Annotated in this window: 27 protein-coding genes and 1 other annotated feature; of the genes, 26 read left to right on the plus strand and 1 reads right to left on the minus strand. The window is 46.7% G+C overall.

Annotated features, from left to right (window positions below; all coding sequences use genetic code 11):
* Positions 1–85, plus strand: a sequence feature (5S ribosomal RNA rRNA prediction is too short).
* Between the two features lie 527 nt (positions 86–612).
* The 10 genes from ADU24_RS22825 to rsmI all read left to right on the plus strand — a co-directional run bounded on the left by ADU24_RS22825 (position 613) and on the right by rsmI (position 7706).
* Positions 613–831 carry a sigma factor G inhibitor Gin gene (locus ADU24_RS22825; protein WP_082307008.1) on the plus strand — a complete coding sequence of 73 codons (219 nt, stop codon included), beginning with the start codon at positions 613–615 and terminating at the stop codon, positions 829–831.
* Positions 832–923: 92 nt separating this feature from the next.
* Positions 924–2351, plus strand: a complete 1428-nt coding sequence (locus ADU24_RS22020; RefSeq protein ID WP_053368655.1) for an aminotransferase class I/II-fold pyridoxal phosphate-dependent enzyme — start codon at positions 924–926, stop codon at positions 2349–2351.
* 22 nt (positions 2352–2373) lie between these two features.
* Positions 2374–3009, plus strand: a complete 636-nt coding sequence (gene tmk / locus ADU24_RS22025; protein WP_053368656.1) for a dTMP kinase — start codon at positions 2374–2376, stop codon at positions 3007–3009.
* A 120-nt stretch (positions 3010–3129) separates the two neighbouring features.
* Positions 3130–3459: a cyclic-di-AMP receptor gene (locus ADU24_RS22030; RefSeq protein WP_053368657.1), complete on the plus strand. Its 330-nt coding sequence runs from the start codon at positions 3130–3132 to the stop codon at positions 3457–3459.
* A gap of 132 nt (positions 3460–3591) precedes the next feature.
* On the plus strand, positions 3592–4593 hold the full coding sequence (holB, locus tag ADU24_RS22035; RefSeq protein WP_053369048.1) for a DNA polymerase III subunit delta': 1002 nt from the start codon (positions 3592–3594) through the stop codon (positions 4591–4593).
* Positions 4586–5413, plus strand: a complete 828-nt coding sequence (locus ADU24_RS22040) for a PSP1 domain-containing protein (protein WP_053368658.1) — start codon at positions 4586–4588, stop codon at positions 5411–5413. The genes holB and ADU24_RS22040 overlap by 8 nt, the downstream gene beginning before the upstream one ends.
* 13 nt (positions 5414–5426) lie before the next feature.
* Positions 5427–5789, plus strand: a complete 363-nt coding sequence (gene yabA / locus ADU24_RS22045) for a DNA replication initiation control protein YabA (protein ID WP_053368659.1) — start codon at positions 5427–5429, stop codon at positions 5787–5789.
* 49 nt (positions 5790–5838) lie between these two features.
* A complete protein-coding gene (locus ADU24_RS22050) occupies positions 5839–6582 on the plus strand; it encodes a tRNA1(Val) (adenine(37)-N6)-methyltransferase (RefSeq protein ID WP_053368660.1) in 744 nt (247 codons plus the stop codon).
* On the plus strand, positions 6569–6856 hold the full coding sequence (locus ADU24_RS22055; protein WP_053368661.1) for a GIY-YIG nuclease family protein: 288 nt from the start codon (positions 6569–6571) through the stop codon (positions 6854–6856). The genes ADU24_RS22050 and ADU24_RS22055 overlap by 14 nt, the downstream gene beginning before the upstream one ends.
* Positions 6834–7706: a 16S rRNA (cytidine(1402)-2'-O)-methyltransferase gene (gene rsmI / locus ADU24_RS22060; RefSeq protein WP_053368662.1), complete on the plus strand. Its 873-nt coding sequence runs from the start codon at positions 6834–6836 to the stop codon at positions 7704–7706. Before ADU24_RS22055 ends, rsmI begins: the two co-directional genes overlap by 23 nt.
* A 53-nt stretch (positions 7707–7759) precedes the next feature.
* Here the strand turns inward: rsmI and ADU24_RS22065 are convergent, their stop codons facing one another.
* Entirely contained in the window at positions 7760–8056 is a 297-nt protein-coding gene (locus tag ADU24_RS22065; RefSeq protein ID WP_269432245.1) for an AbrB/MazE/SpoVT family DNA-binding domain-containing protein, read from the minus strand.
* A gap of 468 nt (positions 8057–8524) precedes the next feature.
* Here ADU24_RS22065 and metG point away from each other — a divergent pair, with 468 nt between their 5' ends.
* The 16 genes from metG (at position 8525) to ADU24_RS22145 (ending at position 23071) form a co-directional block, all read left to right on the plus strand.
* Positions 8525–10504 carry a methionine--tRNA ligase gene (gene metG, locus ADU24_RS22075; protein WP_269432255.1) on the plus strand — a complete coding sequence of 660 codons (1980 nt, stop codon included), beginning with the start codon at positions 8525–8527 and terminating at the stop codon, positions 10502–10504.
* A gap of 121 nt (positions 10505–10625) precedes the next feature.
* Positions 10626–11396 carry a TatD family hydrolase gene (locus ADU24_RS22080; RefSeq protein ID WP_053369049.1) on the plus strand — a complete coding sequence of 257 codons (771 nt, stop codon included), beginning with the start codon at positions 10626–10628 and terminating at the stop codon, positions 11394–11396.
* Between the two features lie 272 nt (positions 11397–11668).
* Complete coding sequence (locus ADU24_RS22085; protein WP_231689661.1) at positions 11669–12817, plus strand: G5 and 3D domain-containing protein; 1149 nt, start codon at positions 11669–11671, stop codon at positions 12815–12817.
* Positions 12818–13084: 267 nt separating this feature from the next.
* Positions 13085–13645, plus strand: a complete 561-nt coding sequence (gene rnmV / locus ADU24_RS22090; protein ID WP_053368667.1) for a ribonuclease M5 — start codon at positions 13085–13087, stop codon at positions 13643–13645.
* Complete coding sequence (gene rsmA, locus ADU24_RS22095) at positions 13638–14516, plus strand: 16S rRNA (adenine(1518)-N(6)/adenine(1519)-N(6))-dimethyltransferase RsmA (protein WP_053368668.1); 879 nt, start codon at positions 13638–13640, stop codon at positions 14514–14516. Before rnmV ends, rsmA begins: the two co-directional genes overlap by 8 nt.
* An 89-nt stretch (positions 14517–14605) precedes the next feature.
* Positions 14606–15493, plus strand: a complete 888-nt coding sequence (yabG, locus tag ADU24_RS22100; RefSeq protein WP_053368669.1) for a sporulation peptidase YabG — start codon at positions 14606–14608, stop codon at positions 15491–15493.
* A 473-nt stretch (positions 15494–15966) separates the two neighbouring features.
* Entirely contained in the window at positions 15967–16230 is a 264-nt protein-coding gene (veg, locus tag ADU24_RS22105; RefSeq protein WP_053368670.1) for a biofilm formation stimulator Veg, read from the plus strand.
* A 272-nt stretch (positions 16231–16502) separates the two neighbouring features.
* Positions 16503–16685 (plus strand): small, acid-soluble spore protein, alpha/beta type, encoded by a 183-nt coding sequence (locus ADU24_RS22110; protein WP_053368671.1) that lies wholly within the window; start codon positions 16503–16505, stop codon positions 16683–16685.
* A gap of 35 nt (positions 16686–16720) precedes the next feature.
* A complete protein-coding gene (locus ADU24_RS23230; RefSeq protein ID WP_156324658.1) occupies positions 16721–16885 on the plus strand; it encodes a hypothetical protein in 165 nt (54 codons plus the stop codon).
* Between the two features lie 240 nt (positions 16886–17125).
* On the plus strand, positions 17126–17992 hold the full coding sequence (gene ispE, locus ADU24_RS22115) for a 4-(cytidine 5'-diphospho)-2-C-methyl-D-erythritol kinase (protein WP_053368672.1): 867 nt from the start codon (positions 17126–17128) through the stop codon (positions 17990–17992).
* A 54-nt stretch (positions 17993–18046) separates the two neighbouring features.
* Positions 18047–18880 (plus strand): pur operon repressor, encoded by an 834-nt coding sequence (gene purR, locus ADU24_RS22120; protein WP_053368673.1) that lies wholly within the window; start codon positions 18047–18049, stop codon positions 18878–18880.
* A 1-nt stretch (position 18881) separates the two neighbouring features.
* On the plus strand, positions 18882–19256 hold the full coding sequence (locus ADU24_RS22125) for a RidA family protein (RefSeq protein ID WP_053368674.1): 375 nt from the start codon (positions 18882–18884) through the stop codon (positions 19254–19256).
* 162 nt (positions 19257–19418) lie between these two features.
* Entirely contained in the window at positions 19419–19709 is a 291-nt protein-coding gene (gene spoVG / locus ADU24_RS22130) for a septation regulator SpoVG (RefSeq protein WP_042453823.1), read from the plus strand.
* 225 nt (positions 19710–19934) lie between these two features.
* Positions 19935–21308 (plus strand): bifunctional UDP-N-acetylglucosamine diphosphorylase/glucosamine-1-phosphate N-acetyltransferase GlmU, encoded by a 1374-nt coding sequence (gene glmU, locus ADU24_RS22135; RefSeq protein WP_053368675.1) that lies wholly within the window; start codon positions 19935–19937, stop codon positions 21306–21308.
* A 16-nt stretch (positions 21309–21324) separates the two neighbouring features.
* Positions 21325–22281 carry a ribose-phosphate diphosphokinase gene (locus ADU24_RS22140; protein ID WP_053368676.1) on the plus strand — a complete coding sequence of 319 codons (957 nt, stop codon included), beginning with the start codon at positions 21325–21327 and terminating at the stop codon, positions 22279–22281.
* Between the two features lie 154 nt (positions 22282–22435).
* A complete protein-coding gene (locus tag ADU24_RS22145) occupies positions 22436–23071 on the plus strand; it encodes a 50S ribosomal protein L25/general stress protein Ctc (RefSeq protein WP_053368677.1) in 636 nt (211 codons plus the stop codon).
* The last annotated feature ends 11 nt before the right edge of the window (positions 23072–23082 follow it).

Consider the following 23082-nt stretch of genomic DNA (forward strand, 5'->3'; position numbering starts at 1 on the left):
GCCACACCCGTTCCCATACCGAACACGGAAGTTAAGCTTCTCAGCGCCGATGGTAGTTGGGGCCTTGCCCCTGTGAGAGTAGGACGCTGCCGGGCAAACAAAATGGTAGGCAACCTTTGAAAAGGTTGTCTTTTTTGTATTTAAAACACAAGTGAATGAACTGCCAGCCATCAGAAACCTTTCTTTCTATTTGAGAGACAGCAAAGAACTAAATCGGCAGTGTAAATTAGTTGGTGTATCGCTGCCTCACTTGGACAAAGTGAAGTAGCGAAACCTTCATATGTTGTCTAAAGGCTTACTTTATTTTGACACTGAATTTTTGAGGGATGCGAGGCCAAAGAAGCCCAATGTTTGGACAGTAAAGTGGATTTACAAGGGGCTTGTGTCCGAATCCTCGCTTCATTTTGACACGGAAGTTCCAAAACCGCCAATTCCTGTCCCAATCCCCGCCTCATTCGAGGAGAAAGGATACAACCTTTCCATCAAAAATCATCATAAAAAAACAGGTAGACATACACCGAATTGGGCGTGTGCACATACATTAAGAACAATAGGCGATACGACAATTCGAAAAATTGTATACAAATCCTGTCCGGTGGGCACAATGGGGGTATGGAGGTGGGAGAAGTGGATTATCAGCCTGTGGCTAATCATTATAAGGAAGCTTGTGTCGTGTGCGAGAAAACAAAAACGCAGGGTATACATCTTTACACTTCTTTTATTTGCTCGGAGTGTGAAAGGGATATGGTTTCCACTGAAACAAATGACCCCAGGTATAGATATTTTTTAAAACAGCTAAGGAAAGTGGCTGAACCGCATATATTATCATAAAAGTCCTTTAAGGGCTTTATTTTTTTCTTCGTTACCCCTAATCCGTTAAGTCTGATAAAATAGATGAGACTTAACTTTGCCTGGGAGAAAATATGAATCAGCAAAATACACCTTTATTTAATGCATTGATGGCACATGTAAATAAAATGCCGGTATCTTTCCATGTACCCGGTCATAAATACGGAACGGTCCTTAACGAGATGGCAGGCGCATGCTTTAAGGAGATTATGAAGCTTGATGCAACGGAGCTTTCCGGACTGGATGACCTCCATTCTCCGGAAGGGGTGATTCGGGAAGCAGAGGAGCTTCTAGCCGAGCTGTACGGTGTGGAAGAAAGTTTTTTTCTTGTGAACGGTTCCACTTGTGGCAACCTCGCCATGATTTTATCCGTTTGCGGGGAAGGGGACAAAGTTCTTGTACAGCGGAATTGCCATAAATCGATAGTAAATGCTTTGCGCCTTGCAAAAGCCGACCCTATATTCATAGAGCCGGTTTTTAACGGTGAATGGAAGGTTGCTGGCGGGCTGGATACAGAAGCGGTCGAACAGGCAATGGTGCGCTTTCCCGAAATAAAAGGAATTGTTCTTACATACCCGAACTATTATGGAATTGCAGACCCGATAGCAGAAATAATTGAGGCCGCCCACCAAAACGGGATTCCGGTCCTTGTTGATGAAGCACATGGTGCCCACTTTATTGCCGGGGACAGCTTCCCCACATCAGCAGTTGCCCTTGGAGCCGATATTGTTGTCCAGTCTGCCCATAAGACGCTTCCAGCAATGACAATGGGGTCATTCCTCCATTTTAATAGTAGGCTGGCCAATCTCGGCCGGTTAAAAGATTACCTGCAAATGCTTCAGTCAAGCAGTCCATCTTATCCACTTATGGCTTCATTGGATTTGGCCAGAATGTACCTAGGAACTTTTAAAAAGAGGGACTTGTCCAGCCTGATGGAGGAAGTCAGCCGGTTCAGGGAGGAACTTGCTGATATTCCGCAAATACGGATCCTAAAAGCTGGAGAAAAAACCGACCCTCTAAAAGTGGCGGTACAAAGTGCCTGCAGCCTTACTGGCTATGAAATACAGCAGCTTCTTGAGCATGAAGGCATCTTTACAGAACTGGCTGACCCTTTCAATGTTTTGCTTGTGCTACCTCTTTTAAAAGAGGACATGCCCTACCCGTTCGTTCCTGCAGCCAAAAAGATAAAAGATATACTTCGTGATTACGCTCCTTTCAAACAAGAGCCTGATGTATTCTCAAGGGGAGGGGGTCTTTCCCGTCTGGCTCTTTCCTATCACGAAATGGAGGGGCTCACAGGCGAACTTGTAAAGCTTGAAAACGCTCCGGGTTCGGTTGCGGCTGAGACAATTATCCCCTATCCACCTGGGATTCCGCTTATACTGAAAGGGGAGCGGGTTAGCGAATTGATGGCACGGAAGCTTGCGCAATTAATAAAATCAGGTTCCCGCTTTCACGGCGGAGAGCGGCTTGAAGACGGAGAAATACTCATCTATAGATAAGCTCGAAATTTTGGAGGTCATGATGAAAACTGGATTATTTATTACGACTGAAGGCCCTGATGGGGCGGGAAAAACAACGGTTCTGGGCCTTTTAAGTGAACATTTGCAAAACAACGGAATTAAAATCCTTACTACAAGGGAACCTGGCGGAATCGACATCGCGGAGCAAATCAGAAGGGTTATATTGGAACCTGACAATACTGCGATGGACCCTCGTACGGAAGCGCTGCTGTATGCCGCAGCAAGAAGGCAGCATCTGGTTGAGAAAGTGAAGCCGGCCCTCGAGGATGGCGCCGTTGTCCTATGTGACCGTTTTGTCGACAGCTCCCTTGCCTATCAGGGATATGCGCGGGGTTTAGGGATCGATGAGGTCTATAAGATTAATGAGTTCGCCATTGAAACAATGATGCCTGATTTGACCATCTATTTTGATATTACCCCGGAAGAAGGATTGGCCCGGATTCAAAAGCACAAGGGACGTGAAGTAAACCGGCTCGATCTGGAAGAGCTTGAGTTCCACCGAAAGGTAAGGGAAGGCTACCATCTTCTTTTGAACCGTTTTCCGGACAGGATTGCAGTGATTGATGCCTCCTTGCCGATGGAAGAAGTTTTTACGGCCGCTTTGGAAAAAATAAAGGAAATCCTCCCTTTAAAATAGGGGGGATTTTTTCTTTAAGATAATTTCCACCCCCTTCATTCATGTGGGGAGCAGGAAATCCTGCTATAATGGAAGAAGAAAGTATAGTACCAATCATTTGAAAAAGGAGGTTGTACGCAAATGAAGTTAATTATTGCGGTTGTACAGGACCAGGATAGCAATAGGCTATCAAACGCGCTCGTGGAGCATAATTTCAGGGCTACAAAGCTTGCTACAACAGGAGGCTTTCTTAAATCGGGAAATACAACCTTTATGATTGGTACGGATGACGCGAGAGTTGAGAAGGCGCTGGAGATTATCAGGATCAACTGTAAAGCGAGGGACCAGCTCGTGGCACCGGTTTCGCCTATGGGAGGGAATGCGGATTCGTACGTTCCATACCCTGTTGAAGTTGAGGTTGGAGGAGCAACAGTATTTGTCCTGCCAATTGAGCAATTTTTACAATTTTAACTACCCGCATTTTTGGAAGGCCCTTTTTTGAAAAAAAGGCGCCTTCCCCCTTTCTATAGTGTGAAACTACCTTCAGCGGCGATTTCCGCTGATAGGTAAAAATGAATCATAAGCAGGTGAGCTGGATTGGCAATGACTTGGGAGGGGCTTGAAGAAATTCAGCCGGCGGCATTAAAAATGATACAAAACAGCATACAGAAGAACCGGGTCGCCCATGCCTATTTGTTTGAAGGAATGCGGGGGACCGGGAAAAAGGATGCGGCCAAGCAATTGTCAAAAGCGCTTTTTTGCGTCAATCCAGTCAATGGCTTCAAACCGTGCGAAAGTTGCCTGAACTGCAAGCGTATTGGCAGCGGCAACCATCCTGATGTCCACTGGGTCGAACCGGATGGCCTTTCAATTAAAAAACAGCAAATCAAGGAGCTTCAAGAGGAGTTTTCAAAAAAAGGAATGGAATCTTCGAGGAAAGTCTATGTTATTGTTGATGCCGAAAAAATGTCATCCGGAGCATCCAATTCACTGCTGAAATTCCTTGAAGAACCGGGGGCGGGTACAGTCGCCGTCCTGCTTACGGAGAACCCTCAGCAAATGCTTCCTACCATCCTGTCACGCTGCCAAATCTTATCGTTCAGGCCTCTTCCCCCTGACCTTTTCATTAAAAAGCTGGTTGAAAACGGGGTTGACCCGGATTCTGCTCCACTGCTTGCCCAATTAACAAATAATGTTCATGAGGCATTGGAACTAAATACGCAGGATTGGTTTGCACAAGCCCAAAAAATAGTGGTAAAATTATATGAAGTGCTTAAAAAGAATCCGTTGGAGGCAATGGTCGCCCTCCAGGGGGAATGGTTCCAGCACTTTAAAGAGAAAGATCAGATTGACCGCGGCCTGGACTTACTACTTCTCGTACTTAAGGACTTATTATATATACAATTGGGAAAACAGGAGCAAATTGTTTATAAAAAAGAATCAGGACGGCTTCAGCAATTTGCCCTTCAGACCCGGACACGGAGTTTGCCCGATCAGATGGCTGCGGTTCTTGACGCGAAGCGGCGGCTTCACGCCAATATGAACCCCCAGCTTCTGATGGAACAGCTCGTGTTAAAATTGCAGGAGGGATCAGCATTTGTATGATGTAGTCGGGGTCCGCTTTAAAAAAGCGGGAAAAATATATTACTTCGATCCCGGAGATCTGCCCATAGAAAAGGATGACTATGTCATTGTCGAAACCGTACGCGGAGTTGAATTCGGCAAGGTTGTCATTGCCCGCAAACAAGTGGACGAGCATGACGTTGTCCTCCCTTTGAAAAAGGTTGTGCGGATTGCAGATCAAAAGGATAGGCTCATTGTGGAGGAAAACAAGCTGGCTGCAAAGGAAGCGTATGACGTTTGCTGTGAAAAAGTGAATGGGCATCAGCTTGATATGAAGCTTGTTGATGTTGAATATACATTTGATAGAAACAAGGTCATTTTCTACTTCACCGCTGATGGCAGGGTTGATTTCAGGGAGCTTGTCAAGGACCTTGCGTCCATTTTCAGGACAAGGATTGAATTAAGGCAAATCGGGGTCAGGGATGAAGCGAAAATGCTCGGTGGCATAGGCCCTTGTGGAAGGATGCTGTGCTGCTCGACGTTCCTCGGCGATTTTGATCCAGTTTCAATCAAAATGGCAAAGGACCAAAATCTTTCCCTCAACCCAACCAAAATTTCAGGATTATGCGGCCGCCTCATGTGCTGCCTGAAATATGAAAACGACGAATATGAAACAGCGAAGGACCTTCTCCCGGATCTCGGCGAAGTGATTACGACTCCGCTTGGAAGAGGAAAGGTTGTTGGATTGAATATACTGGAACGCATCCTCCAGGTCGATATAAAGGAACAGGAAAGGGTGCTGGAATTCACCCTCGACGAAATCCTTAAAGAAGGTGCTTTTTCGATACCATCCACAGACTGATGAGGTGGAATACGTGGATAAGAAGGAAATTTTTGAATCGGTTGGCTCGATGGAAACCCAAATCGGGAATCTTTACCAACAGCTTGGCGAATTAAAACAGCATCTGGCAGAAATACTGGAAGAGAACCACTCGCTGAAGCTTGAAAACGAGTTCCTGCGCCGGCGCCTTGAAAAAACGCCGGAACAGGTGGAAGGACAGGGCAAAAAAGGGAAAAAGGCTGGCGCATCCGAAGCCAGGACCGTGGACATTGGTGAAGGCTATGACAATTTGGCGCGCCTTTACCAGGAAGGCTTCCATATTTGCAATTTGCATTTCGGCAGCTTGCGGAAAGAAGGAGATTGCCTGTTTTGCCTGTCATTTTTGAATAAAAAATAAAGCCTTCCTTTCAACGGGAAGGCCTTTTTGTGGATATAGGAGGTACTCAATGGCCGATTTAAAAGATGATGAGCGGCTGGATTATTTGCTGGCTGAAAATTTGCGGATCATACAGAGCCCGACAGTATTTTCCTTTTCGCTCGATGCGGTCCTGCTGTCACGGTTCGTCTATGTTCCGATACAAAAAGGGAACCTGATTGATTTATGCAGCGGCAACGGTGTCATTCCGCTTTTCCTAAGCAAAAGGACGAAGGGGCGGATTACGGGCGTGGAGATCCAGGAACGGCTCTATGACATGGCAGTCAGGAGCATCGCCTACAATGGCCTTGATAGCCGCCTGAAGATGATTCACGGCGATTTGAAGGACACGCCCGCTCAGCTTGGCTATGGCAAGTTTGATGTCGTAACATGCAATCCTCCATACTTCAAAACGCCGCCAACCTCGGAAATTAATGATAATGAACACTTTGCAATCGCGAGGCATGAGATTATGTGCACCCTTGAGGATACGATTCGTGTCTCAGCCGCACTTGCCAGGGCAGGTGGGAAGGTCGCTTTTGTGCATCGGCCCGAACGTCTGAATGATATGATAGAGCTAATGCGCAAGTACCGGCTTGAGCCGAAGAGGATGAAATTCGTTTACCCAAAGGAGGGCAAGGAGGCGAATACCTTGCTTGTTGAAGCAACCAAGAATGGCCAGCCAGGCCTGAAAATTTTGCCGCCTCTTATTGTTTATGATGGGAATAATGAATATACGCCGGAAGTAAGGGAGATTTTATATGGCGCCGACTGACCATTACTTCTATGTATTATCGTGCCGCGATGGCAGTTATTATGGAGGTTATACGAACGATCTTGAACGGAGGGTCAGGCTCCATAATGAAGGAAAAGGAGCCAAATATACAAGGGGCCGCAGTCCTGTGGAACTTGTCTTCGCGCAGGCCTTTCAAACAAAAACGGAGGCAATGCAGGCAGAATACCGCTTTAAACAGCTGTCCCGGGTAAAAAAGGAAGAGTTTTTGGCAAGGGAAGGAGGCCGCGCGTATGCAGCAGCAAAAGAGCTTTGAAAACGAAAATTATAAAGGGATCCTTTACCTTGTCCCAACTCCAATCGGCAATTTGGAGGATATGAGCTTTCGGGCAATCCGGATTCTTAAGGAAGCGGCACTTATCGCGGCCGAGGATACACGTAATACGAAAAAGTTGTGCAATTATTTTGAAATAGCAACTCCTGTGGTAAGTTACCATGAGCACAACAAAGAGTCGAGCGGGGAAAAATTGCTGGAAAAACTGAGGAATGGCGAGAAAATCGCATTGGTCAGCGATGCGGGCATGCCTGCTATTTCCGATCCTGGATACGATATTATTGTTATGGCGATAAAGGAAAATATTGCGGTAGTTCCACTGCCGGGAGCAAATGCCGCGCTGACTTCACTGATTGCGTCCGGCCTTTCGCCGCAGCCGTTTTATTTCTATGGTTTCCTGCACAGGCAGCGCAAGGAAAAGAAAAATGAGCTCGAACTATTAAAAAAGCAGCCGGCAACCATTGTTCTATATGAATCGCCACATCGCCTAAAGGAAACGCTCAGTCTAATTCTTGAGATTTTAGGGAACAGGAGAATCGTACTCTGCAGGGAACTTACGAAAAAATTTGAGGAATTTATCCGGGGATCCGTCGAGGAAGCCATTGACTGGTGCAAGAACGGGGAAATACGGGGGGAGTTTTGCCTCGTTCTTGAAGGCGCGAAAGACGTGGCCTCGGAAGAATTGCCGTGGTGGGAAGGCATGTCAGTCGAAGAGCATGTCGGCCACTATATTGCCACTGAAGGCCTGGCCTCAAAAGACGCAATTAAAAAAGCGGCAAAAGACCGCGGCCTAAGCAAGCGTGATATTTATAGGGAATATCACGTAGAGTAAAAAAACATTAAAACATAAAAGGCTTCTCCGGCAAAGGAGAAGCCTTTTAAATATTATTTGCTGAATACAGACTCAATTTCTTTTAGTAGCTGTTCCGCACCTTCACGGCTTAGGATTAGCTTTCCTTCTGCAAGGGCAAGGTTGTCATCGGAAACTTCGCCAGTCACTTGGCAAGTCATGTTTGGCTTGTATTTTTTCAGGATGATGCGCTCATCATCAACATAAATTTCCAGAGCGTCTTTTTCTGCAATTCCGAGTGTGCGTCGTAATTCGATTGGAATAACCACCCGGCCGAGTTCGTCAACTTTACGTACAATACCTGTAGATTTCATATAAGCTTCTCCTCTCATTTTTAAAAAAAAGATTCTCTAATAATACTTCATTCGCCATTATTCGACAATTTTTTTAATAGTTTTATAATACCAGCGATTCCCATATTCGTCAATAAATTTATCGCAAAAAAAGTATTAACAAGTTTTGGGTGTAGTGAAAACCTTAATGCAGCAATGTTTTCTGAATACTGAAATTCCTTTTGAAAAAACAGGAAAAAAATTCGGGACACTTTACTAGTATAATAAAAAAACAGAAAAACGCAAATTTCGACAAACATGAGTTTATACTTCAAACAACAATACTATTCGGCGCTTCCATTTTTTTTATAGGGATAGATGTGAAAGTTTTTTGGAAGTGGGCGGCTGAAAAGCCGATTATATTGCAGAAATCCTTGATTTTCTGTATATTTTGGTGATAGAAGCTGAAAAGAAAAGGCAATAATGACCTCAACAGCCTTTTGAGCGATAGGTATACATGAAGGAGAGATCTCGATGGAAAAGAGAGACAAAACGTTTTACCTGACAACCCCTATCTACTATCCAAGCGGGAATTTGCATATAGGGCATGCATATACAACTGTTGCAGGGGATGCGATGGCTAGATACAAGCGCCTTCGCGGCTTTGATGTGATGTATTTGACCGGGACGGATGAGCACGGCCAAAAGATTCAGCGAAAGGCGGAAGAAGAAGGCCTAACCCCCCAAGCATATGTCGATGGGATAGTAGCCGGTATCCAGGAGCTTTGGAAAAAACTTGATATTTCCTATGATGATTTTATCAGAACAACAGAGGACAGGCACAAAAAATCGGTCGACAAGCTTTTTGCGCAGCTTGTCGAACAAGGGGACATTTACCTGGATGAATACGAAGGCTGGTACTGTACGCCGTGTGAGTCCTTTTACACGGACAGGCAGCTAGTTGAAGGGAATTGCCCTGACTGTGGGCGCCCAGTTGAGAAGGTAAAGGAAGAATCGTATTTCTTCCGGATGAGCAAGTATGCAGACAGGCTGCTCCAATTTTACGAAGAGAATCCTGACTTCATCCAGCCGGAATCACGAAAAAATGAAATGATCAACAATTTCATAAAACCGGGGCTTGAAGATCTTGCTGTTTCGAGAACGACGTTTGACTGGGGCATCAAAGTGCCGGGCAATCCAAAGCATGTAATTTATGTATGGATTGACGCCCTGTCCAACTATATCACCGCTTTGGGTTATGGAAGCGGCGATGATTCGAAATACCGGAAATATTGGCCTGCCAACGTCCACTTGGTCGGTAAGGAAATTGTCCGTTTCCATACCATTTATTGGCCAATTATGCTGATGGCATTGGGGCTTCCTCTGCCTAAAAAGGTATTTGCCCATGGTTGGCTTTTAATGAAAGACGGAAAAATGTCCAAATCGAAAGGGAATGTCGTAAACCCGGTCACATTAATCGACAGGTACGGCCTGGACTCCCTCAGGTATTACCTCCTGCGGGAAGTGCCGTTTGGATCGGATGGCGTCTTCACTCCAGAAGGATTTGTCGAACGAATTAATTTCGACCTGGCCAATGACCTTGGAAACCTTCTTAACCGTACTGTTGCAATGGTCGACAAATATTTTGGCGGTGAAATACCGGCTTATACCGGTTCTGTGACGGAATATGATGAGAGCCTTCTTGAGGCTAACAGGGAAACAGTTGCAAAGTATGAAGATGCGATGGAAAAAATGGAATTTTCCGTGGCCCTTTCGTCAATATGGCAGCTTGTCAGCCGTTCGAATAAGTATATCGACGAAACCCAGCCGTGGGTACTTGCCAAGGACGCGGAGCGCAAAGCTGAGCTTGGATCCGTAATGGCGCACCTTGCCGAATCGCTCCGCAGGGTTGCGGTTCTTCTGCAGCCTTTCCTGACCCGCTCTCCGCAGCAGATTTTTGAACAGCTAGGAATTGAGGATGGCTCACTAAAGTCATGGGAGAGCCTGGATGAATTCGGAATCATTCCGGCAGGAACAAAAGTAGTGAAGGGAGCTCCTATATTCCCGCGCCTTGACATTGCTGAAGAGGTTGAATTCATAAAAGCACAAATGCAGGGATCGGCAGCGCCAACTCCTGAACCGGAACAAAAGCCGGAGGACAAGAAAGAGGAAATGCCCGAAGCGGAAGAAATTTCAATCGACGATTTTATGAAAATCGATTTAAGGATTGCAGAAGTTCTCCAGGCCGAACAGGTGAAAAAGGCAGACAAATTATTGAAGCTGCAGCTTGACCTCGGCTATGAGAAGCGCCAGGTTGTTTCGGGGATTGCCGAATACTACAAACCGGAAGACCTTGTCGGCAGGAAGGTCATTTGCGTAACGAACCTCAAGCCGGTTAAATTGCGTGGAGAGCTTTCCCAAGGAATGATCCTTGCCGGAAAGACAGAGGGAACACTCTCGCTCGCCTCGGTTGACCAAAGCCTGCCGAATGGAACAAAAATCAAGTAACAAATAACTTCCCCCCCAGGGGGCGGAATAGTGAAGGGAATGCCCGCCGCGCGTCTTGCCGCCGGTGCATTCCCTTTTCGGTATACTAAAGCAGTCAGAAGACAAGAAAGGAAGTGGCATCATGCTGATAGACACCCATGCCCACTTGAACGCGGAGCAGTATAAGGACGATATTGAGGAAGTCATCACCCGGGCGAGGGAAAATGGAGTTGAAAAAATGGTTGTTGTCGGATTTGACCGGCCGACAATCGAGAAGGCCATCGAACTCGCGGAGGCCCATGAGTTCATTTATGCCTGCGTCGGCTGGCACCCGGTCGATGCCATTGACATGACGGATGAGGACCTGGTATGGATTGAGGAGCTCGCCTCGCATTCCAAGGTGGTCGCCATTGGTGAAATGGGCTTGGATTACCACTGGGACAAATCACCCAGGGATATCCAAAAAGAAGTGTTCAGGAAGCAAATCAGGCTTGCCAAAAAAGTAAAACTTCCCATCGTCATCCATAATAGGGACGCAACAGCGGATATTGTGGAAATCCTCAAGGAGGAAAATGCTTCAGAGGTTGGAGGCATTATGCACTGCTATAGCGGAAGCGTTGAAATTGCAAAGCAATGTGTGGATATGAACTTCTATATTTCGCTGGGCGGGCCAGTTACGTTCAAGAATGCTGTAAAGCCAAAGGAAGTGGCGGCTGAATTGCCGCTCGAAAGGCTGCTCATCGAAACCGACTGCCCATACCTCACCCCGCATCCGCATAGGGGGAAGCGCAATGAACCCTCCTATGTCAGGCTTGTCGCCGAGGAAATTGCCAGTATCAAGGGCATCCCGTTTGAGGATGTAGCAAAGGCTACAACAGAAAATGCTTTGCGATTATTCGGCATAAGCCGATAGAAGAACGTGTCGAATTGATAGGAAGTTTGTCCAATTTTTTTATAAAAACAAAAAGTTCTACAAGTCTCCTTTTCTGCATAGGATGAACATGTCGATAAGTAATTCTTTGCTTTTCCAGGTGGGATGTGCATAATTAGAACTACCTTCGGAAAAGTACCAGAGTTGACAGCCGGCAATATGGTTCTATATAATCACTCCAAGAAAAGGAGGCGTTTTTCATCGGATCCATAAACATGAAAAGCCTGTTTCCAACGTCTTTGAGTAGGAAGAAAATGGCAGTGTTTTTTGCCAGTTTCCTAGTTTTCATAGCTACCCTCGGGATCCTTTTTTATGAAGGGACAAAAAGCACCGTCGCCTTGACCATTAACGGCAAGGAGAAAACGGTGGAAACCCGGGCTGGCACCGTGGAAGATCTATTCAGGGAGTTGAACATTACGGTCAACTCAAATGACTATCTGTTTCCTCCAGTCGGGACCAAGGTGAAGGACAATCTTGAAATCGTCTGGAAGAAAGCGAAGCAGGTTGAACTTGTCAAAGATAACGAGAAAAAAACGGTATGGACTACAGCCGACACGGTTGGGGAGCTCCTTGACGAGCAGAAGATAGCGTTGATACCGCAAGATCATATTTCTGTAAGACCCGAAAAGCCAATCAGCAACAAAATGAGCATCGAAATCAGGAAAGCTCTTTATTTAAGCTTAATTGATGGCAGCAAGAAAGAACAAAAAGTGTGGTCCACTTCGGCTACGGTCGCTGACTTTTTAAAACAGCAAGGCATTATACTAACTAAACTAGATCGAGTTGAACCTCCCTTGCAGGAAGAGATCAAACAAAATGCCGTGATAAAGGTCGTTCGAGTAGAAAAAGTCACCGATGTAGTGGAAGAACCAATTAAGTTTGCAGTGGTCACAAAGAAGGATGCCAAACTGGCAAAAGGCAGTAATAAGGTTGTCACCGAAGGGAAAGATGGACTTCGTTCAAGGAAGTTCGAAGTCGTAAGGGAAAATGGAAAAGAAGTTACCCGGAAGCTGATCAGTGAAAAAACGGTCCGCGCCAAACAGGACAAAGTTGTTGCTGTTGGCACGAAAATCCTCGTTGCCCAGGTTTCGCGGGGCGCAGCACCTGCAGGGGGCAGGGAACTTTATGTATCCTCTACAGCCTATACCGCCGGCTGCAATGGCTGTTCGGGCACGACTGCAACAGGAATCAATCTTCGTGCGAATCCACATTTAAAGGTAATTGCAGTTGACCCAAGGGTTATTCCGCTTGGTACGAAAGTGTATGTTGAAGGATATGGTTATGCAGTTGCCGCTGATAAAGGCTCCGCAATCAAGGGACATAAAATAGACGTCTTTTTCCCGAATTTGTCCGACGCATATCGGTGGGGGACAAGGAAAGTGAAGATCAAGATTTTGAATTAGCCATACATAAATGCAGGGGGCAAACCTCTGCATTTTGTTTTTGTGCTAATTATTCCTTATACTAAGGACGTAATTTCCTTATTGTTTATATAGACGCAAAAGGTTACAGTTTGGTTTCAGTACTTTTGCAAAAAGATTAAGTTTTTTTAAAACAATAGAATGTTTTAAAGTTGTCTAGCTCCAGCGCCAAGCGCCTAGTATACTTCGGTTCATACGGCGCTGATCTGGCGCCTGCGCTTTTCTAATCCCACTCCGATGGAGGATGCAATGAAAATTAAAGAAATCATCGTGGTAGAAGGCAGAGACGATACCACCGCGATAAGAAGGGCTGTTGAGGCAGATACAATCGAGACAAACGGCTCCGCATTGAATGAGGAAACAATTGAAAAAATCAGGCTTGCGAATGAAAAACGGGGCGTTATTATTTTTACTGACCCCGATTTCCCTGGTGAAAAAATCCGCCAGGAGATAGCCCAAAAGGTACCGGGCTGCAAACATGCTTTTTTGCAAAAAGAAGAGGCGAAGGAACGGCATGGCCGGGGGATTGGTGTCGAGCACGCGGAGCCAGAAGCCATCCGGAAGGCGTTAAAGGACGCCCAGTTGACAAATGAGGAGGCCATCGAGGAAATTACCAAGGATGATTTAATCGATGCCGGGCTAATCGGCGGCCCGGGGGCAAGCGAGAAACGGACAAGGCTGGGCAAAATCCTGAAAATCGGGTATACGAATGGTAAACAGCTTCACAAGAGGCTGAAAATGTTCCAAATCAGCGGCAGCCAATTTGCCGAAGCTATGAAAGCCATCCAGCGGGAGGATGAAAATGGATAAAGATATAGCAACCCCATTAAGAACCAGGGCCATACTTGAGAAATACGGATTTTCATTCAAGAAAAGCCTTGGACAGAACTTTTTAATCGATACAAATATATTACGCAAAATTGTTGATGCGGCAGGCATAGACGGCGAGACGGGGGCAATTGAAATCGGCCCCGGCATTGGCGCTTTGACTGAACAGCTGGCAAAGGCGAGCAAGAAGACCGTGGCGTTTGAAATTGACCAGCGGCTATTGCCAATACTTGAGGATACACTTTCTCCATACTCAAATGTAAAGGTCGTACACAGTGATTTTTTAAAGGCCAATGCCGCGGAGGTTATTAAGGAAGAATTCGACCCGGGGATGGATCTTGTTGTTGCCGCGAATTTGCCTTATTACGTGACCACGCCCATCATTATGAAAATTCTAGAAGAAAAGCTTCCTGTCCGGGCTATTGTTGTGATGCTCCAAAAGGAAGTCGCCGATAGGATTTCGGCCAAGCCGGGATCTAAGGACTATGGGTCGCTATCCATTGCAGTTCAGTATTATACTGAGGCTGAAACGGTGATGATTGTTCCGAAAACGGTATTTGTCCCGCAGCCGAATGTTGACTCCGCGGTTATTCGCCTCAATGTAAGGGACGAGCCTGCTGTATCGGTTTCTAACGAACGGTTTTTCTTTACAGTTACAAGGGCCGCATTCGCCCAACGCCGCAAAACGATCCTAAATAATCTTACCAGCCAGCTTGAGGGCGGGAAGGAACGGAAAGAAGCTATAACCACCGCGCTGGAGAAAGCAGGCATTGAGCCATCGAGAAGAGGGGAAACTCTTTCCCTTGACGAATTCGCTCGGCTAAGTGAAGCACTTCTCCCGACTTTCAGCTAATCCTTCAAGCCGGCGTCCGCAGCCCGCGGTAGTCACCTGTTGTTTTGCATCCGCATAGCTTATGGAAGAAACCTATTGGGGTGAATTCTGTGGCTATAAAGAAAATGGATATCGTCGGCAGGCGCTCGTATAATTGTGACATCCTATTCCGGGTTATTGATATCGTGGAGAAGGATGGCCGGCAGGTTGCTTATCTTTATGGGGAATATATTCGGCTGGCGGCAGATGCCCCCATTGAGGATTTGGTGGCCATGAGCCTTGCCGAAATGCAAAAGATGTCAAATGAATACCGCTCCAAGGAGGAGCAGTCCCTTGAGCTTTTCCGCCAGGACGTGACCTTGCTGAAGCAAAGGCAGGAATACCAGGTGACCGGGGGATATGCAAAGCCGGCGAATTATTTTCAGATTCCCGGCAAGGTACTGCATCTTGACGGAGATCAAACGTATTTGAAAAAATGCCTGGCTCTATATGAAAAAATAGGCATACCCGTATATGGAATCCATTGCAGTGAAAAGGAGATGCCGGAACGAATTGGGGGCTTCCTTGATTATTACCGCCCGGATATCCTTGTCGTTACCGGCCATGATGCTTATTCGAAAACAAAAGGGAAAATGAGTGACATCAATGCGTACCGCCACTCAAAACAATTTGTCGAGACTGTCAAGGAGGCGAGGAGGAAGGTTCCGAACCTCGACCAGCTCGTCATTTTTGCAGGGGCGTGCCAGTCGCATTTTGAATCGCTCATAACCGCTGGCGCAAATTTTGCGAGCTCACCTTCAAGAATCAATATCCATGCGCTCGACCCGGTTTATATCGTCGCAAAAATCAGCTTCACACCGTTCATGGAGCGCATCCATGTCTGGGATGTTTTAAGGAACACGCTCACAGGGGAGAAAGGGCTCGGCGGGATTGAAACAAAAGGCGTTTTAAGGACAGGAATGCCCTACCGCCCTGAATACGCGCAAGAAGGGGAATAAGCCTTGGGAAGAGGCTTATTTTTCTTTTTATAGACATTGTAAATTCTTATAAGAGAGTTTGGAAAGTAAGTTGATTGGAGTGAGGGCACCGACTCCTCGAAAACGCTAAGGCGTTTTCTTCGTGCGTGGGTATATTCGAAGATGCCATTCAGTGTCCTGCGGGATGCAGCGGCAAGGTTGAGACCCCACAGGCGCCCGCGCCGAGGAGGCTCAACTGACGCCCCGCGAAAAGCGTGTGCCCAGAGCGGAAATCAACGACAAGGTTTCTTTAAAACACAAATGAATCTATCTGGCCGAGAAATTTGCCTTTACATAAAAAGCTGTGGATAGGTAAAACTAAAGATTGTTGAAATTTAAAGAAAAAAGTAGAACAAAAAATATTGACAATCTTTTTCGCTGACTGATATAATTTATGTTTTTTCTTTGACAAAATTATGTCAGCGTGTTATACTTTACACAGTGAGGTGGACCGAATGCCAAAAACACTTGCCGACATTAAAAAGGCTCTGGATTCAAATTTGGGTAAAAGACTCCTGCTTAAAGCAAACGGAGGCCGCAGAAAGACGATTGAACGGTCAGGCGTCCTTGCGGAGACTTACCCATCAGTATTTGTTATTGAACTGGATCAGGAAGAAAATGCATTTGAACGTGTTTCTTACAGCTATGCAGATGTACTGACAGAAACAGTCGAAATCACCTTCTATGAAGAATCAGCAGGACAGGCAGCACTAAGCTAGATATAATTTTGCAGGACAGCGGCGAGTTAGAGCCGCTGTTTTTGCGTTTTCGGCACTAAACGGGCACTTTTGCTCCTGCGCCACAGCAAATTCGGGGAAGTTGTCTTCAACTCATCGCAAAGCTGCAAGGAAGTAACTCAGGCAGTTGCTTCCCTCCAGTCCATACGGCGCTAAACGGGCGCTTTCGCTTTTCTGACAGGATTAGGCATTATGAATTTTGGGGATAGCCAGCATACTAAGAATGCCGCTGCTGCCGGAAGGGGTTTTTGATAATGGCGAGAAGACGTGGAGTAATGTCTGACCGTTTTAAAGAAGAACTGGCAAAGGACCTTGGTTTCTATGATGTTGTTGAAAGGGAAGGCTGGGGCGGCATAAAGGCGCGCGATGCGGGCAACATGGTCAAGCGTGCGATCGAGCTGGCCGAGCAGCAGCTTCTTGAGAGCAGAAAAGGGTGAGCCAACAGCGGCTTCGCAGGTTAAGGAATTTGGTTGTGGCCGGTAGGCTTGCTTATAAGAAGCTTGGCAGCCTTGTATCCTGCCCGGACAGTCCTGGTATCCTGCTGAAAAAGGAAGAACATCTGGAAGAGCCGGGAACAATCTGGTATTCAAAAACGGCTAGTGTGAAAAAAGGACCGCGAGCCATTCGATTAAAATAACACTTGCAGCACGGCAGGCCGGGATTTTTCCCGGCCTCTTTGCATATTTTCCGGTGCGTTCGGGAAACAGGGGTCTTATCCTATAATTTTTGTGGTAAAATAGGACAAAAACAGGTGGAACAGTCCAGCGTTGGCCTTAGGGGATGCAAAGCACGCAGGCCCCAGGGGGAGCGCGCCAATTTATCCGGGGAGTGGCCGGATTGGGCGCCAGCTGGAACATATAAAAGTAGGTGGACCTCATTGAAGCTTTTAGTCAAAGCACCAGCAAAGATCAACCTGTCGCTTGATGTACTGCACAAACGGCCGGATGGCTATCATGAAGTAGAAATGATTATGACCACCATCGACCTTGCCGACCGCCTCGAACTGTCGGGCTCGGAAGATGGACAAATTCGGATTCTTTCCCAAAGCCGGTATGTTCCGGATGATGAGCGGAATCTTGCCTATCAGGCAGCAAAACTTTTAAAGGATCGTTTCAATGTGAAAGAAGGAGTTACAATTTCAATTGAAAAAGTAATTCCTGTCGCGGCCGGGCTTGCCGGCGGTAGCAGCGATGCGGCGGCTGCCCTCAGGGGATTGAACAAATTATGGGGACTGGGCCTGTCCCTCGATGAATTGGCCGTCCTAGGCGCTGAAATCGGATCGGACGTTTCTTTTTGCGTTTACGGTGGAACAGCCCTTGCGACCGGCAGGGGGGAACGGATTGAGGAATTACCCGCCCCTCCAACATGCTGGGTAATCCTGGCCAAGCCGTATCTCGGGGTTTCAACAGCGGATGTCTATAAAAAACTCGATGTTTCAGCGATTGTCCATCCCGATACTAAATCGATGATTGAGGCAATCCGGAGAAAGGATTACGAGTCAGTTTGTGCGAATGTCGGAAATGTTCTTGAAGAAGTAACGCTTAAGCAATACCCGGATGTTGCGCAAATCAAGGATCAAATGAAACGGTTTGGGGCGGATGCTGCCCTCATGAGCGGTAGCGGGCCGACTGTTTTTGGCCTAGTAAGGCATGATTCCCGGCTGAATAGAATTTACAATGGTTTGCGGGGGTTTTGCGGGCAGGTTTTTGCGGTAAGAATGCTTGGTGAGCGCCATCTTGAATAAATCCGTACATTTATGTTACATTAAATTAAAATATTCGGTAATTCGGAGGTTTCCATGAAATTTCGCCGCAGTGAACGACTAATCGACATGACCCATTACTTGCTTGAACGGCCCCGTGAACTAGTACCGCTTACTTTTTTCGCGGAGCGGTATTCTTCAGCCAAATCGTCAATAAGCGAAGATTTGGCGATTATTAAAGAAACATTGGAAAATAGAGGGGTTGGAACTCTCCAAACCATTCCAGGAGCAGCAGGCGGGGTTAAATTCCTGGTAAAAACCAGCGATGAGCATGCGAAGCTTTTTATTGAAGAGCTTTGTGAATTGATTGCCAAGCCGGACCGTCTCCTGCCGGGCGGATATTTATATTTGGCGGATATCCTTGGGAATCCGTCAATAGTCCAATCAGCGGGAAAAATCATTGCGTCAGCCTATGCATCAGCCAAGATTGATGTTGTCATGACAGTGGCGACGAAAGGCATTCCGCTTGCATATGCGGTTGCAACACAGCTGAACGTTCCCTTGGTAATCGTCAGGCGTGACAGCAAAGTGACGGAAGGGCCGACTGTCAGCATTAATTATGTATCCGGATCGGCAAAACGCATTCAAACAATGCTTCTTTCAAAGCGCAGCCTTGCGGAAGGATCAAGAGTCCTAATCGTCGATGATTTCATGAAGGCTGGTGGAACAGTCGTCGGGATGGTCAGCCTCCTTGAGGAGTTCAATGCATCAGTTGCCGGGATTGCGGTGCTGGTCGAATCGGAGAAAATCGAGGAAAGGCTCGTTGATGAATATATTTCACTTGTCCAGCTCGCCGATGTGGACGTAAAGGAAAAGCGTATCAAAGTAAAAGTAGGGAATTATTTTAACAGAAATGGAAAGGACGAGTAACATGAAAAATATCCAAACTTCAAACGCCCCAGCCGCTATCGGGCCGTACTCCCAGGGGATTATTGTCAATAAAATGTTTTACAGCTCGGGGCAAATTCCTCTGACCCCGGAGGGAACTATGGTGGAAGGAGACGTTGTGGCCCAGGCCAGGCAGGTCTTCCGGAATTTGGAGGCAGTCTTGTCCGCTGCGGGAGCTTCCTTTGAAACAGTTGTAAAGACCACGGTTTTTGTAAAAAACATGGATGATTTTGCGTCATTGAATGAAGTGTACGCAGAATATTTTCCGAAACATAAGCCTGCCAGGTCGACTGTTGAAGTAGCGAGGCTTCCCAAAGACGCGCTAGTGGAAATTGAAGTTGTAGCACTTGTAAAGTGAACAATTTCGTGAAGGTTTTACCCAATTTATACCACTTTTATCAATGATTCACTAATTTGCCCTAATTTTTCAAAAAAATCTCAAAATAAAGAAGGAAAATAAAAACATATGGCGAATATGAATAATAGGTTTTTATTTTTCAGGAGAAAAGGGTGTGAACAAATGGAAGTGACAGACGTAAGATTGCGCCGGGTAAATACAGAAGGGCGAATGAGAGCGATTGCATCAATAACGCTCGACAATGAATTTGTCGTCCACGATATCCGTGTGATCGATGGCAACAACGGCTTGTTTGTGGCAATGCCAAGCAAGCGGACTCCGGACGGGGAATTCCGGGATATTGCCCATCCGATCAATTCCGGAACCCGCGGGAAGATTCAGGAAGCAGTTCTGGCCGAGTACCACCGCCTTGGAGAATTGGAAGTAGAATTTGAAGAAGCCGGAGCTTCCTAAGAATACCGCAACGAGGGCCTACTTCGAAAGTCAGGCTCTTTTTTCATTTTATCCAAACCCCTGTTGTTCCCCTTATACCACCATTGTGTCAATTTTATACATTCCTCCTGTATCCTTGAAATGGGCGCCCATTTACGTTAATATTTTAAATTGGATATAGTGTAGCTGTCTGGCAGCTGCCTTGAAGATCGAATCGCAATTCTGAAGGATATTGGAGGCATGGCCATGTCGAACCGTTTTGCTGTCATTCTGGCTGCAGGCCAGGGGACACGCATGAAATCAAAACTGTACAAAGTGCTACACCCTGTTTGTGGGAAACCGATGGTGGAGCATGTAGTTGACGAGATATCAAAGCTCTCCGTTGAAGAAATTGTTGCAATCGTTGGCCATGGTGCCGAACAGGTAAAGGAAATGCTTGGGGAAAAATGCAACTATGCACTGCAGGATCAGCAGCTTGGCACAGCCCATGCTGTTATGCAGGCAGCGTCCCTGCTGGAAGGCCGGGAAGGAACAACACTTGTTGTGTGCGGAGATACCCCACTCATCCGGGCAGAGACGATGGAGGCGCTGTTCCGCCATCATATCGAGCAATCCGCAAAGGCGACCGTCCTGACTGCCAACATGGAAAATCCAGCAGGTTATGGCCGTGTAGTCCGCAATTCAAGCGGACATGTCGAGAAGATTGTTGAACATAAGGACGCCAGCGAGCAAGAGCGTGCGATAACGGAAATTAATACGGGAACATACTGCTTTGACAACAAGGCCCTGTTCGCTGCCCTCCAGAGTGTCTCCAATGAAAACGCGCAAGGGGAATATTACTTGCCGGATGTTATTGGGATCCTCAAAGGACAGGGTGAAACAGTCTCGGCCTACCTTGCGGAAAATCCCGATGAAACGCTTGGCATCAATGATCGGGTCGCCCTCTCGGAAGCTGAACGGATTATGAGGGAGCGTATTAACGAGTTTCATATGAGAAACGGAGTCACGCTCATTGACCCTGCCAACACTTACATTGGCGTTGGCATTGAAATCGGCAGGGATACGGTTATTTATCCAGGAACAAGCCTTCGCGGAAAAACGGTCATCGGAGAAGAATGCGTAATCGGGCCGAATTCTGAAATAGATTCATGTGAAATTGGGAACAAATCGGTTATCCGCCAATCGGCAGCTTTTAAGAGTTCAATTGGTTCAAACGTCAATATTGGGCCATTCGCCCATATACGCCCCGATTCAGCTCTTGGCAACGGCGTGAAAATCGGCAATTTTGTAGAAATAAAGAAAGCTGTGATGGGAGATTCCAGCAAAGCATCCCATTTGAGCTATATTGGAGACGCCGAGGTTGGAAAGGATGTCAATATCGGCTGCGGCTCCATTACCGTCAACTATGATGGCAAAAACAAGTTTTTGACAAAAATAGAAGATGGGGTATTTATCGGCTGCAACTCGAACCTGGTTGCCCCGGTGACAATCGGAAAAGATGCCTATGTCGCGGCGGGTTCCACCATTACTGAAAACGTGCCTCCTGAAGCATTGTCATTGGCAAGGGCCCGGCAGGTAAACAAGGAAAATTATGTTCAAAAACTTAACAGTAGGAAATAACCAATTGGAGGCCATCATGTCAAATCAATACCTAGACCCGAATTTAAAGGTTTTCAGCCTGAACTCAAACTATCCGCTGGCCGCTGAAATTGCCAAAGTAATAGGTGTCGAACTTGGAAAATGCTCCGTCACCCGTTTCAGTGATGGGGAAATCCAAATCAATATCGAAGAGAGCATCCGCGGCTGCGACGTGTATGTTATCCAATCGACAAGCGCGCCGGTCAATGAGAATATCATGGAGCTGCTCATCATGATTGACGCATTGAAACGAGCGTCAGCGAAGACAATCAACATCGTTATGCCTTATTATGGTTATGCGCGCCAGGATAGGAAAGCGCGCGCCCGTGAACCGATTACAGCGAAGCTTGTAGCTAACCTGCTCGAAACAGCAGGGGCTACCCGCGTAATTACACTTGACTTGCATGCGCCGCAAATCCAGGGGTTCTTTGATATCCCGATTGATCATCTGATGGGTGTACCAATTTTGTCGGAACATTTCAGGAGCAGGGATTTGAATGGGGATATTGTCATCGTCTCCCCTGACCACGGCGGGGTTACCCGCGCCAGGAAGCTGGCTGAACGCCTGAAAGCGCCAATTGCCATTATCGATAAGCGCCGGCCACGTCCGAATGTAGCCGAAGTGATGAATATCGTCGGACATATCGAAGGCAAGGTCGCTATCCTGATTGATGATATAATTGATACTGCAGGCACAATCACACTAGCTGCAAACGCACTTGCGGAAAACGGCGCAAAAGCGGTGTATGCGTGCTGCACGCATCCGGTCTTGTCGGGGCCGGCTATTGAACGCATCCAAAACTCGAATATTAAAGAGCTTGTTGTAACAAATACAATTGAGTTGAAGGATGAAAAGAAAATAGGTAAAATTACCATGCTTTCAGTCGCTCCTCTTATTGGCGAAGCCATTATAAGGGTGCATGAGGAGCAATCCGTAAGCACATTATTCGACTAAAATCTGTTGTGAGGGTCTCCCGTACGGGCAGGGCCTTTTCCTCACGTTTTAGCAGGTTTCCGCCTCTTAGATTAATCTAATGCGTTTAGACCTACCTCTTTTAGGGCACTTTTTTATAGAGGAACCAAAGAAGAAACAGGAAGGGGATAAATTCATGAGTACAGTTTTGCAGGCAAAGAACCGCAGCGGAGAGAAAAAGATTTCTGTGAGGAAGTTACGGAGGGAGGGCAATATTCCGGCTGTCGTCTACGGGTCCGAAGTTGACAGTACGCCTGTATACGTCAGCGCGGCCGATTTTGCCAAAACAATCAAAGAAGTCGGAAGAAACGGTGTTTTTTCCCTTGATGTCGATGGAAACAAGCAGGATGTTGTCTTGACTGATTATCAAAAAGAGGTCATAAACAATGATATTATCCATGCAGACTTTCTTGCGGTGGACAAGTCGACGAAGATTAATGCCGAAGTAAACGTCACCCTCGTAGGGGATTCTCAGGGAGTCAGGGATGGCGGCGTTCTGCAACAGCCGTTGTTCGCAGTTTCCATTACGAGCACCCCGGCGAATATTCCTCCGGCCATTGAAGTGGACATTACTTCAATGCAGGTGGGTGAAGTGCTTACGATTGCCGATTTGAATACAGAAGGCAAGTATGAGATTAACCATGAGCCTGACGAGGTCATCGCTTCCATCCTGCCACCTAGGGTTGAGGAAGAAATTGATTCGGGCGAACAGCAGGACGGAGGAGTTCCTGAGAATGAAGAAGGCAGGGAAACAGAGCCTTCTGAAAAATAATAAACCAGACG

The sequence above is a fragment of the Bacillus sp. FJAT-27245 genome (assembly GCF_001273955.1).
Classification (GTDB): Bacteria; Bacillota; Bacilli; order Bacillales; family Cytobacillaceae; genus Bacillus_D.

Coding starts and splice junctions, on each gene's coding strand:
- ADU24_RS22085 (WP_231689661.1), top strand. CDS start 11,669: ATGGCAGTGTTTTTTGCCAGTTTCCTAGTTTTCATAGCTACCCTCGGG.
- ADU24_RS22050 (WP_053368660.1), top strand. CDS start 5,839: ATGGCCGATTTAAAAGATGATGAGCGGCTGGATTATTTGCTGGCTGAA.
- purR (WP_053368673.1), top strand. CDS start 18,047: ATGAAATTTCGCCGCAGTGAACGACTAATCGACATGACCCATTACTTG.
- ADU24_RS22110 (WP_053368671.1), top strand. CDS start 16,503: ATGGCGAGAAGACGTGGAGTAATGTCTGACCGTTTTAAAGAAGAACTG.
- ADU24_RS22020 (WP_053368655.1), top strand. CDS start 924: ATGAATCAGCAAAATACACCTTTATTTAATGCATTGATGGCACATGTA.
- holB (WP_053369048.1), top strand. CDS start 3,592: ATGACTTGGGAGGGGCTTGAAGAAATTCAGCCGGCGGCATTAAAAATG.
- ADU24_RS22055 (WP_053368661.1), top strand. CDS start 6,569: ATGGCGCCGACTGACCATTACTTCTATGTATTATCGTGCCGCGATGGC.
- rsmI (WP_053368662.1), top strand. CDS start 6,834: ATGCAGCAGCAAAAGAGCTTTGAAAACGAAAATTATAAAGGGATCCTT.
- ADU24_RS22145 (WP_053368677.1), top strand. CDS start 22,436: ATGAGTACAGTTTTGCAGGCAAAGAACCGCAGCGGAGAGAAAAAGATT.
- rnmV (WP_053368667.1), top strand. CDS start 13,085: ATGAAAATTAAAGAAATCATCGTGGTAGAAGGCAGAGACGATACCACC.
- tmk (WP_053368656.1), top strand. CDS start 2,374: ATGAAAACTGGATTATTTATTACGACTGAAGGCCCTGATGGGGCGGGA.
- ADU24_RS22030 (WP_053368657.1), top strand. CDS start 3,130: ATGAAGTTAATTATTGCGGTTGTACAGGACCAGGATAGCAATAGGCTA.
- ADU24_RS22140 (WP_053368676.1), top strand. CDS start 21,325: ATGTCAAATCAATACCTAGACCCGAATTTAAAGGTTTTCAGCCTGAAC.
- veg (WP_053368670.1), top strand. CDS start 15,967: ATGCCAAAAACACTTGCCGACATTAAAAAGGCTCTGGATTCAAATTTG.
- ADU24_RS22125 (WP_053368674.1), top strand. CDS start 18,882: ATGAAAAATATCCAAACTTCAAACGCCCCAGCCGCTATCGGGCCGTAC.
- glmU (WP_053368675.1), top strand. CDS start 19,935: ATGTCGAACCGTTTTGCTGTCATTCTGGCTGCAGGCCAGGGGACACGC.
- ADU24_RS22065 (WP_269432245.1), bottom strand. CDS start 8,056: ATGAGAGGAGAAGCTTATATGAAATCTACAGGTATTGTACGTAAAGTT.
- ADU24_RS22825 (WP_082307008.1), top strand. CDS start 613: ATGGAGGTGGGAGAAGTGGATTATCAGCCTGTGGCTAATCATTATAAG.
- rsmA (WP_053368668.1), top strand. CDS start 13,638: ATGGATAAAGATATAGCAACCCCATTAAGAACCAGGGCCATACTTGAG.
- ADU24_RS22080 (WP_053369049.1), top strand. CDS start 10,626: ATGCTGATAGACACCCATGCCCACTTGAACGCGGAGCAGTATAAGGAC.
- spoVG (WP_042453823.1), top strand. CDS start 19,419: ATGGAAGTGACAGACGTAAGATTGCGCCGGGTAAATACAGAAGGGCGA.